This is a genomic window from Oleiphilus sp. HI0061, assembly GCF_001635675.1.
On record NZ_LWFE01001654.1, the window covers coordinates 1 to 10,966 of the forward strand.

The 10,966-nt window shown below is 45.7% G+C and carries 11 protein-coding genes; all 11 read right to left on the reverse strand.

The features are described 5' to 3' along the window. Positions 1-1,391 (reverse strand): hypothetical protein (locus A3735_RS25460; RefSeq protein WP_068638885.1); only part of this gene is annotated, 1,391 nt, incomplete at its 3' end. A 136-nt stretch (positions 1,392-1,527) separates the two neighbouring features. Further along, positions 1,528-2,940, reverse strand: a complete 1,413-nt coding sequence (locus A3735_RS25465) for a cbb3-type cytochrome c oxidase subunit I (RefSeq protein ID WP_068514304.1) — start codon at positions 2,938-2,940, stop codon at positions 1,528-1,530. Positions 2,941-2,949: 9 nt separating this feature from the next. Beyond that, positions 2,950-3,396, reverse strand: a complete 447-nt coding sequence (locus A3735_RS25470) for a cytochrome c (protein ID WP_068506849.1) — start codon at positions 3,394-3,396, stop codon at positions 2,950-2,952. Positions 3,397-3,872: 476 nt separating this feature from the next. Next, positions 3,873-4,271 carry a hypothetical protein gene (locus A3735_RS25475; protein ID WP_068509634.1) on the reverse strand — a complete coding sequence of 133 codons (399 nt, stop codon included), beginning with the start codon at positions 4,269-4,271 and terminating at the stop codon, positions 3,873-3,875. 25 nt (positions 4,272-4,296) lie between these two features. Then, the gene (locus A3735_RS25480) at positions 4,297-5,877 is read right to left on the reverse strand and encodes a cytochrome D1 domain-containing protein (protein WP_231882653.1); all 1,581 of its coding nucleotides are present in this window, start codon (positions 5,875-5,877) and stop codon (positions 4,297-4,299) included. Positions 5,878-5,879: 2 nt separating this feature from the next. Beyond that, positions 5,880-6,755 (reverse strand): uroporphyrinogen-III C-methyltransferase, encoded by an 876-nt coding sequence (cobA, locus tag A3735_RS25485; RefSeq protein WP_068553755.1) that lies wholly within the window; start codon positions 6,753-6,755, stop codon positions 5,880-5,882. Positions 6,756-6,764: 9 nt separating this feature from the next. After that, positions 6,765-7,982, reverse strand: a complete 1,218-nt coding sequence (nirJ, locus tag A3735_RS25490; protein WP_068514299.1) for a heme d1 biosynthesis radical SAM protein NirJ — start codon at positions 7,980-7,982, stop codon at positions 6,765-6,767. A gap of 30 nt (positions 7,983-8,012) precedes the next feature. After that, entirely contained in the window at positions 8,013-8,600 is a 588-nt protein-coding gene (locus A3735_RS25495; RefSeq protein WP_231875547.1) for an Lrp/AsnC family transcriptional regulator, read from the reverse strand. Continuing rightward, positions 8,572-9,018, reverse strand: coding sequence for an Lrp/AsnC family transcriptional regulator (locus tag A3735_RS25500; protein WP_068508088.1), 447 nt, complete (start codon positions 9,016-9,018; stop codon positions 8,572-8,574). Before A3735_RS25500 ends, A3735_RS25495 begins: the two co-directional genes overlap by 29 nt. Continuing rightward, on the reverse strand, positions 9,015-10,196 hold the full coding sequence (locus A3735_RS25505) for an Lrp/AsnC family transcriptional regulator (RefSeq protein WP_068514296.1): 1,182 nt from the start codon (positions 10,194-10,196) through the stop codon (positions 9,015-9,017). Before A3735_RS25505 ends, A3735_RS25500 begins: the two co-directional genes overlap by 4 nt. A gap of 49 nt (positions 10,197-10,245) precedes the next feature. Continuing rightward, on the reverse strand, positions 10,246-10,966 hold a 721-nt coding region (locus tag A3735_RS25510), incomplete at its 5' end, for a cytochrome D1 domain-containing protein (protein WP_304440025.1).

Below are 10,966 nucleotides of genomic sequence, written 5' to 3' on the forward strand. Positions count from 1 at the left end.
ATTGCAAAAGGGTCCCCTGCACTGCTCAAGGCTTCGGCAAACAAGGTGATACTATCTCGAATAATATCTATCACACGCTGATTTGAGTTGATTCCCGAATCAGTCGACATAGATAAATCCGCTAATAACAAGCAGGAAATATCTCGTTGGCTTTCTTTACGGTGCTTATAAAAGTTGTCATTGCCTGTATTAGTATCAGGCTCAACAATAGATTCGATACAGGCATCCAGATCCAGCTCGCTACCTAAAGGCTGACGGCGAAGCCAATGCTGTTGAAATTTCAAAGCGCTGAATCGATGCCTGAGCTGGTTTGCAGTTTTAGTTAAGTGACCAGGAACGCCACTTGGCTCGGCGTCATCCGCTAGCATGGGCTGCAATAAACAAAAGTCTTCAATATAGACAGACTTTCTGTAATCCCATTCACGAAGGCGTATGCCATCACCAATGGCTAAATCATCGTTATGCGGGGCGGGTAAATCCAGGTCGAACTTGATCTTAGCTGCGCCAGCCCGGCGCTTACGAGAAAGCGTAATAATATCCAGATCTTCTGCAACGGAACTGGCATCATCGTCTACATCCTCTTCCTGAGGTCTGTCTAGATCAACATGCTCCGTCCAGCTGAATAAGCTATCGAGCATAAAGATTAATAAGCCATCGGTCTTCTTGGCATCATCGGTGCGCTGAGCATCTTTACGCGGGCCACGAACTTTCTCAGTCTGGGCACCGCTGCTTTCAGCTGGCAGCTCTTCTTCATCTTCTTCAATCGGTGCAACACTAACCCCATGAATCGGTTCTGGGTAGAGCCATAGGCTAATCGGGAAAGGGTCGCCCGGCGCTTTCGGGAGTGTTTCGACGCTCCCTGGGTCTTTTAGTGCTTGATGTATCGCAAGCTCGCGATCAAGTCTTTCACCCTGTAATTTTTCCAAAGGAGGTCGCAAAGGCAAAACCGCGTCGACAAGGCGGAAATACCGCTCTCTTAACCCCGGTTTTGACTTTAGGATCTCTAGCGTCGCTTGCTGGTTATCGGTAAACCAGTGCGTCACTTTCGGTAGTTGAGCGGCCAAGGCCGTCAACCAGAAATATAAATCTTCGTTTAAAGCTTTGTCTTCAAATAAGGCATGTGATGTTGGCAAACGCAGACTACGTTCATCCTGCCATGCCAATTCACTTCGCTTATGCGTCCCCGCCATACGTTGAATCAGTCTACGACGAAATTTCAGCTCGCGTCCCATTGCACCTTCTATCACTTTGCCTGGGCTTCCGCCGAGAGCACGGTAAAAGGGTGCTAACTGAGCACTCAATTCGACTAAATCTACGCGCGCATCTTCAAACTCAGTTGAAGCTTGTCGCGTAACAAATCGATGCCAAAATTCACCAACTAACTCTTCCATCTAACACCTGATTAAACATCATAGATTATGGTTATGGAGTAAGGTGCAGCCCAAATATCTGACTGCACCTAAGTGGGGTCAATATAGCTGGCTAAGCTTATTCCTAAGTTCTAAGTTCAGCCAACTTGCACTTCACTTATGAAGCTGCTCTTTGCTCACCCTCAGGGATAACTAGACCTTGCTTATCGCCAACAAAGAAGCTTGCGAAGAACATGCCTACACCTGTAGTGAACATCACACCGAAGAACAAACGTACCCAGAAGACAGGATGAAGTTGTTCTTGAGTTGCCATAAAGCTCAGAGCATTTGCGTCATCTGGTAAACGCTGGAGAATAATCTGCCAGACGCCCGCCACTGTTAATGCCAAAGTAATACCGCACATTGCGATACACATTGTCCAGAACGACATACGCTCCAATCTCTGTGCTCTTTCACAGTTGCCGTGAGGGCGACCACGCATAATTGGCATTGAATAGGACATTATCGTCATCACAATCATTGAGTAAGCCCCAAAGAATGCTAGATGTCCGTGAGCTGCAGTAATCTGCGAACCGTGTGTAAAATAGTTCACCGGTGCTAGCGTATGAATGAAGCCCCATACACCTGCGCCCAAGAACGCCATTACCGAAGTACCTAAAGCCCAAGTCAATGCTATCTGGTTGCCATGCTCATGACGACGTTCACGAACCATCTTGAATGCGAACACAACCATCATGAAGAAAGGAATTGGTTCAAGCGCTGAGAAGATAGAACCCAGCCACAACCAGTACTCACCCGGGCCGATCCAGAAGTAGTGGTGCCCCATTCCTATCAGGCCGGTAATCAGTGCTAAAGCAATAATCACATACAACCACTTCTCTATTATCTCACGGTCAACGCCAGTCACTTTGATCAAGGTATAAGCCAAAATAGCACCCATGATCAATTCCCAAACACCTTCAACCCATAGGTGAACAACCCACCACCAGAAGAACTTATCAAGAACCAAGTTACCTGGGTTATAGAAAGAGAATAAGAAGAACACTGCCAAACCAATCAGACCTGTAATCAATACCATGTTGATCACTGTTTTGCGGCCCTTAAGGATGGTCATACCTACATTGAAGATGAACCCGAGACAAACGATGACAATACCAATTTTAGTAATCGTCGGTTGTTCAAGGAATTCTCGCCCCATGGTCGGTAAGAGTTCATTAAAAGTAATATCTGCCAAGGTGCTATAAGGCACTAGCAAATAACCTAGAATGGTCGCAACGCCGGCTGCGGCAAACACCCAAAACAGGATTTTGGCAAGCAAGGGGCTATACAGTTCAGTTTGACTCTCTTCTGGGACAAGGTAGTAAGTTGCTCCCATAAAGCCAAATAATAGCCAAACGATGAGCAAGTTCGTGTGCACCATACGTGCAACGTTAAACGGAATAGCACCTGCTAGAAAGTCACCAACGATATATTGAAGACCCATAATGAGCCCGAATACCGCCTGACCTGCGAACAGAACCATGGCGAAAATAAAATAGTTTTTTGCAACACTCTGCGATTCGTATTTCATAGCAACTCCCTAACCTTGCTTATTCGGTGGCCAGTCATTGTCATCAATGCGCGAGGTCCAGATCAGGAATTGAGAAACGTTATGTACGTCCTCTTCTGATAAATGGAACTGAGGCATTTGACGGCGACCTGGAACATTTAATGGCTGAATCGCCATCCAGTTTTGCATGAAGCTTTCAAATACCGCCTCATCACCGGCACCATATCGATCAAATACATTTGCAAGTTCAGGTGCAAAGTAAGCCCCTTCCCCCATCAAACTGTGACAACCGATACAATTGTTCTTTTCCCATATTTCTTTGCCCTTCACGACAGCTTCGGTAATATTTTCCCGATGATCTCGCTCCGGCAATATCCGCATTGTGTCAAAGGTCAGCCCGACAAGCAGCAGGAAGAAGAACACCCCACCACCATAATAAATATTTCGGGCCATTCCTTTGGTAAAGTTATCAGCCATGTTTGCCTCCTGTTTTTATCTCTTGCGCCGCTTTGAGTAACGGCTACCGAGCCTTTGAAAACCCGGTATACCCTTGACGGTCACCCCACTTGTAATGTGAACCCTCCTCCTTGATATGCTTTTCTGACATTCAATTATTGGGACAGAAAAACAAGCTCACGACTTAGCTATTACAAATACCGTACCAGGATATAGATCATTGTTTTTATTGTTATTTTTCTGATAAACCTTCATTATGACAACACTTTAAAGAAGTCTAAATGACACCCGTGAGTTAAAATGACAACAGAGAATTAGAAAGGCTTAAACAAGCCACACAGCTTCAATCGGGTCAGAACCATAGTCTCAACCAACCTGTTGGCTACACCCTCTCCGGCTCGTTGGCAGGCTAGTACTAGACAAAAATAGAGAGGGGGGGTGTAACCCTATAAGCAAAGCTAAGGGGTTACAGGTTGTGAACAGCAAACGGAAAAAAATCAGACTAGCTTTCTAGCAAAGACTCCCGCGCCCCAAACGCCGCCAAGAAAGGCGAATGCGACGCCGAAGAACACCATGATCAATGCCCGAGTATTAAGCACACTAAGGTCGCCAACACTAAGCATTGATAACATGGCGACGATAAACCCTACCGTTACGGCATTCAGCACGGGCGCACCGCTCTCCATTAAGGATGTAATAAAACCACCCAAAAAGAAGCTTAGCGCATATGAGCATATGCTGAGAAAGAACCACATCAGGTCTTTGTGTTCACCAATTAATGTGGAGTTTGAAGCAGCTTGACCGATATAAGAGGCAATTAATACATAGGCGAGCTGAGCACTTAGCAGGATCACAATGGTTGCAATACTGCCTAATATTAAAGATCTGAATCTCATGCTCATCGCCCTTTAAAGTATCATGTTAATGACTCGTGCCACGGGAGTAAGTGGTTTTATTAAAGACATTATACTTCCCCGAAGGCTTCGTCATCGGCAAGCGTTTCACTTCCTCAAGCGTTTGCGCATCATAGACAATCAACGCACCGTCCATATCCCAAATACTCATCAGGGCATAGCGACCATCTTTGGTGAATTCAATATGAGCCGCCGTCTTGCCGGGAATAGGCTGCAGTGTTTTAACAATCTCCAATGTCGATTTATCGATAACGTGCATAAGGTCTTTGTTTGGACCAAAGAAAACATCGACCCAGGCATAAGGTGTCTTCTCATGGCTACGCATAAAAAAGCCTGGCCCTTTTGTTTCGATATGCTTAATTGTCTGCCAGTTATCCATATCGATAATGCTGACCTTTCCGTCCTTTAGGTTCGGCGTTGCCATCACTTCTTTGCCTTGATAATCCCAAGTAATCCCTGACCCCAAGTGCGGCATACCCGGGACATCTAGCTCACCAATTTCTTTGCGGGCATCTAGCGAGACGATAATCCCCTCGCCTTCACGTGAGGCACCGAAGAGTAAGCTATAGTCCTGGTTAAAAAAGAAGTCATCTAGATAGGCTGACACTTTGGCCTTTCGAATCGGGAAAGGTTCAGGTGTAACAACGTCCCCCGCTTCTTTGTGATAGCTATGCTCCCAACCAACGAAACCGGCAGGAGGTTTGTCTTCATAGTTTATTTCCCAAACCTCTTTTATATCTTTTAAGGCAGCAATAAAGCTATTTCTTGGCGGTGCATTGTAGACAGCACTGACGCGCGACGTATTACCATCCTTATCCTTAACATCAATCACCTTAATGGGAGACAGATCTTTGGTATCCAGGATCACCAAGTTATTCGGAAGGTAATTCGCCGCCATGGCATAGCGGCCGTCACTCGATACAGCGAGGTTACGTGTATTAATCCCCACCCTGACTTCAGAAACAATCTCTAGATTATAGATATCAAACTTGCTCACCCAGCCATCACGTGAAGCAAAGTAAACAAAGCGACCATCAGGTGAATACTTTGGCCCACCATGTAAGGCAAAGTGGGTTTTAAAACGATGGATAGGCTCAAATGTATCACCATTCAAAACCGTTGCATGATGATCACCTAGCTCAACGACAATGAACAAGTTCATCATATCGGCTTCAAAAACCGGCTTTTCACCTAAGTCGCCAGGCTTGAAAAAGACTTTTTGAGACTGATTAATATCACTCAAATCCCACTTCGGCATCTCTTTCAAAGGCGTATAGATCAGATCACCCAAAGCTTCGATTTCCGCGTCATTAAGCGTACTCATAAATGCTGGCATTTGCGTCGCTACGCGGCCATTTTTAATGACACCTAGCGCTTTATTTTTTCTCAAGCGCTTGAGGTTCCCAGGAAGTAAAGCCGGACCCATTGCACCCAAACGATTCTCACCATGACAGGCCTGACAATGAGTTTGGTATAGCTCCTGCCCCATTCTGCTATTGATATTTACTTCGGGCTCAGACGCGAGCTCCGGTGAGCCTGCAATAGCAAACGAGGAAAATAGACTTAAGAGAAATAACAGCTGTCTCACAATCAACCTACCTTAGTCATCATCTGTTCATGCCTGGAGGCTTCATCAAGCAAAGTAGCCTGATCAAAACCTTCGGTATCCAAAGCATTTACCACTCGGCCAATAACAATCAGTGTTGGCGGCTTGATTTGGTTCGCTAGAACAAATTCTGGCAAATCTGAAATATTGGTTCGATAGGTTCGATGATTCTCTGTGGTGCCGTTACTGATTAGGGCAACCGGCATGTCTTCGGCCAAGCCGTTATTAATTAACTCTCTAGACAGTATTGGTGATGTTTTAATACCCATGTAAATCACAACAGTGTGATCTTCACGTGCCAAAGCCTGCCAAGGTAAATCCAGCGTATCATCCTGAAGATGGCCCGTGATAAAAGTGCAACCATGAACAAAATCCCGGTGAGTTAATGGAATGCCGGAATAAGTCGTACAACCTGAAGCAGCGGTAACACCTGGGACGACTCGGCAAGCAACCCCCGCATCCAACAGTTCCTGAACCTCTTCACCACCACGACCAAAGATAAAAGGGTCACCGCCTTTAAGACGAGCAACCTTCTTGCCGCTCATCGCTTTTTCGACAATCAACTGGTTTATTTGCTCTTGGGGCAAAGCATGGTCGGCACTTTTCTTACCCACATAAATACACTCTGCCCTGGGCGACACTAATTCCATCACTTCAGCACTGACCAAGCGGTCATAAATAACACAGTCAGCCTGCTTGATTAAGCGATGAGCCCTTATGGTTAACAGTTCAGGATCACCCGGTCCGGCGCCGATCAGAGCAACTTCTCCGGGTAGAAAAGGTCGTCTATTTTCAGAACCTTTAGCAAACAATTCTTGTGGGCGTTTTAGGCCAGCATTGGAAAAATTATCTTGATTCATAAGCCTCTCCTAAACAGCCTGAGGTGTAGCGTTTGTACTTTCAAGCAAGTGCGTATTAACTGCCTCGGCACCATCAATATCGTCTTCTGACAAACCAATTTCCTGATTATCCAGATAGCAGCCCGGGTCCTCTCCCCAATATTCACCATCACTACTGAAAGCTCGCACCCTAGTATTACCACCACATATCGCAAAGTAATCACATTTGGCACAACGTCCCTCAATAGGACGTGGACTCATGCGTAGCCCCAGCATTAATTCATCGTCGGTATTTTGCCAAATATCTGAAAACGGGCGTTCTTTGACATTACCCATGTGATGACTCCACCAGAAAGTATCGGGGTGAACATTTCCCAAGTTGTCGATATTGGAAATATTAATTCCTGAAGAATTACCCCCCCAGCGTTCAAGGTGCTCTCTTAACAGTGGCGCACGTTCTGGAAAACGCTTTTCAGCCCACTGAAGTAGGTAAACACCGTCAGCGTCATTGTTCCCGGTAACATATTCAGTCACCTTGCCAGAAACAACATCATTCCAGGCTCGGTCAAATAGCAGATCCATAGCTTCACGCGTTGTCTGAAAATAGGCATCACGCTTACTGTTGCGCTTACCACGGCCGGAATAGTTAAGGTGGGATAAGTAAAACTTCTCTACGCCATGCTCGTCCATTATATCGAGCAGCGCAGTTAAATCGTCACTGTTTTGTTCCGTCAGTGTAAAGCGCCAGCCAGCTTTAATACCGTTCTCTCGACAGAGTTTAATTCCGTTTAAGGCCGCATCAAAACCACCCTGCATCTGGCGAAATTCATCATTATTTTCACGCAAGCCGTCGATGCTGACACCGACATAATTAAAACCAACTTCAGCTATTTTCTTAATGTTGTCTTCGTCGATTAGGGTACCGTTGCTCGACAAGCCAACATAAAAGCCCATGCTTTTCGCTCTTTTTCCAATTTCAAAGATGTCGTCCCGAAGCAAAGGCTCCCCACCTGAAAGAATCAAGACAGGCACACCGTAAGCCTTTAAATCATCCATCACGGTAAAGACTTCTTCGGTGCTTAGTTCGCCTGGAAAGTGAGTATCTGCCGAAATGGAATAACAATGTCTGCAGGTTAGGTTACAACGCCGAATCAGGTTCCAGATAACGACGGGGCCTGGCGGCTTTCGCAATGGCCCTAATGGCGTTTGATCGTGCAGAATTTTCATGTACTGGCTAATTCTAAACATGGCACTTCGCCTTATTCTATTGGTCTCTGTTCAGGTCTTTTTAGCGCTAGGTGGCGCTTCTCTCTGACCGATTCGTAGACCGGTCTTTTTTAATATTTTGGTACTGTAGAGCACATCGCTCGCTCGTAAGTCATCACCCAATAGCTGATTGATCTGCTCTATATATTTCGCAACTTCTTGTTTAGTTTTACCATGAACCATGGCAAAGAGGTTATACCTCCATAGCGGTAAGTGGCGGGGCCTGTGATAACAGTGACTAACAAAGGATAAATCGCCCAAAGCTTGTCCTAATTCACTCACCTTTTCGTCGGACACATCCCACACAGTCATACCGTTTACTTTAAAGCCCAGTTTGTAGTGATTGGGTACTGCAGCGATTCTTCGAATAATCCCTTTATCTAACATACGTTGCAGACGCGCCATCACCTCATCGGCAGATATATTCAACATCAAACCCAGCACATGATAAGGTCGTGGGGCAAGAGGCAAACCCTCCTGAGTCAAGACGATCAACTCGCGATCTATACTCGATAGTGAGTAGTTTTCTTCCTCCTCCATAGGTAAGTCCTCCGCTTGAGGGCGATAAAAATCATTCGAGGTCGAGATAGAATCCAACATAGAACTCCTCCTTCTTCGGCATGTCGTAGACCTTAAATCCTGTCTGACGTTCAATTTCTTCGATCACTCGCCCTTTACCTTCCTGTTCCTCAGTTGCAATCACAAACCACATATTCAATTCGTGAGTCCGTTTGTAGTTGTGAGCAATCTCGGGAAAGCCATTGACGATTTCAGCTACTTCATCAAAGCGCTCTTCCGGTATCGCCATACCGGCAAGTGACAGTGCACCACCCAACTGCTCTGCATGGTACATTGGGCCAAAGCGCGTTAGCGTTTTATCGGCACGCATCTTCTCAACTCGGTCGATCAACTCTGATTCTTTTATGTCCAGCTCTTTTGCAACTTCGGCAAAAGGGTATTCACAAATAGGAAAACCATACTGGAGACGGTTTATGATCTTCAAATCCATGGCATTCATGAATGATTCCCCGCAAGTGATAAGGGTGCAACAAGCGAAGCCAGGTTCGCAACGGGTGAGGCTATTTCAATTTTATGCTGCCTTTGCGAGCGCGTATAAACTCCACCCTTTTGCTTATATTGATGCGTACTAAATAGAATGTTTTTCTCAGTATTTTTAAGCTCGGCCAGCCCTACCAGTTTTTCAATATGTTCTGCAACCAGATTCCGGTCCCGACTGTGAATCATGCAGTAGAGATTATAGGGCCACTCAGGTAACTGTCTTCGACGCTTATAACACAAGCTCACCAAACCGGATTCTTTAAAAATCTTACCAATCCTGTCAGTTTGATCTTCTGGAATATTCCAGACCACCATGGCATTTTCTTTAAAACCAAGTTTGTGATGATTGGTAATCAACCCTATACGCTTAATCAGGCCGCTTTGTACCCAGTAATTGAGCGTATCTATCACCTGCAACTCGGTAACAGCTGAACACTCTTCACCTTGATATTGGCTTAGCGTCTGTGACAGGCGCTCAAAAGGCTTCCGGGTTAAAGGAAAACCATCTTGTATTAGCTCTCGAAGTCGCTGTTGCAAGTAATCAGAAAGGACATCACCGCTCTCAATGAGTCTAATTTTTTCGCCAGACTCACGGTTATTCGTGTTATGAAGGTGCTGAGTGAAGGGGCGATCCGTTTTTCTATCACCCACATGAAACCCCAAGTCGATATGATAAGCCTTTTCCATTGGCAAGCGTAGGATTGGAAAGCCAATCGTCTTTTCCATATCATCCAGTATCAAGTCCAGAAATTTGGGAGTCGGTGCCGTAACAACGAACCACAGATTATAACTATGCTCTCGTCCGTAGTTATGATTCACCTCTTCATATTCGTTAATCTGGGCAGCTACTTTTTCTGTCAGCTCAGATGGAACGCTCACAGCCGCCAAGAGACTAGCCCCGGCTCGCTTATGGTCAAACACCGGCCCTATGCGCGTCAGCATACCGCTATCTTTAAGTGCCAAGAGCTTGGTCAATACATCTGGTTCGGAGCAATTCAACTGCTCTGCCATGTCGGCAAAGGGCCGTGAAGTGATAGGAAAGTTACGTTGATAGGAATCTAATAAACTACTGCTCAAGTCATCCAGAACGACTCTTTCGGGTTCAATACCTGTATTGCTAGGAGCTTGTATATTCATCACATCACCTTTCTTTCTCACTGTTCTTGTTTTTGGAGCGACCGGAGCTTTATAAGCCCAAACGATGCGCCCGAGAGGTAAAGAAAATCCCACTAGGACTTGTCGCCTCAAACTGATTTATTAAATCCAAGGTTTCGGTGTCATAGATATTCACCAAGTTTAAATCTCTGACAGAAGCCCACACATGCTCACCACGTGAAGTAAACTCCATATGAAGCACACCCTTTCCAGGTTTTAGTGTTTTAAATAATGAGCGGCTTTCAGCATCTATTACTTGGAGCGTGTCATTATTTGGATAGGCAAAGTTCACCCAAATTTGGCGACCATCCGGTCTAGCCATGACAAACACTGGCTGACCATGCACATCGATTTTGTCTACTTGCTGCCAAGTGTTCATATCCACCACCAATACTTGGTGCTGCCCAACGGCAGGAACAAATGCATAGTTGCCTGCAACAGCCCAACCTTCCAGGTGAGGCATCTTGTAGACGGGTAGCTTCTGCTCTCCCCGGCCGTAATTTGGCAATATTTTTTCTGGCGGGTTTTCAAGGTGCCATAAGTCAAGTTTCGACATACCATCTTCACCAAACAAGCCTGCGATGTAGTAACGGCCATCGGGTGAGATCAGTGCGTCATAAGGTTGTAAGCCAGTATCTCGGTACTTGGTAAGTTGGGGTTTAGAGCTGTCTTCCCCTGAAAAGTCTGCCACCCATATTTCATGCGTATCGAAGAGACTGAAAACAAATTTCTTTCCGGGTGCATCCACCAAA

What these genes read in the sequence shown, in the direction of transcription:
- cobA (WP_068553755.1), bottom strand. Translation starts at nt 6,755, where the DNA reads ATGAATCAAGATAATTTTTCCAATGCTGGCCTAAAACGCCCACAAGAA.
- nirJ (WP_068514299.1), bottom strand. Translation starts at nt 7,982, where the DNA reads ATGTTTAGAATTAGCCAGTACATGAAAATTCTGCACGATCAAACGCCA.
- A3735_RS25470 (WP_068506849.1), bottom strand. Translation starts at nt 3,396, where the DNA reads ATGGCTGATAACTTTACCAAAGGAATGGCCCGAAATATTTATTATGGT.
- A3735_RS25465 (WP_068514304.1), bottom strand. Translation starts at nt 2,940, where the DNA reads ATGAAATACGAATCGCAGAGTGTTGCAAAAAACTATTTTATTTTCGCC.
- A3735_RS25475 (WP_068509634.1), bottom strand. Translation starts at nt 4,271, where the DNA reads ATGAGATTCAGATCTTTAATATTAGGCAGTATTGCAACCATTGTGATC.
- A3735_RS25500 (WP_068508088.1), bottom strand. Translation starts at nt 9,018, where the DNA reads ATGAATGCCATGGATTTGAAGATCATAAACCGTCTCCAGTATGGTTTT.
- A3735_RS25505 (WP_068514296.1), bottom strand. Translation starts at nt 10,196, where the DNA reads ATGAATATACAAGCTCCTAGCAATACAGGTATTGAACCCGAAAGAGTC.
- A3735_RS25495 (WP_231875547.1), bottom strand. Translation starts at nt 8,600, where the DNA reads ATGTTGGATTCTATCTCGACCTCGAATGATTTTTATCGCCCTCAAGCG.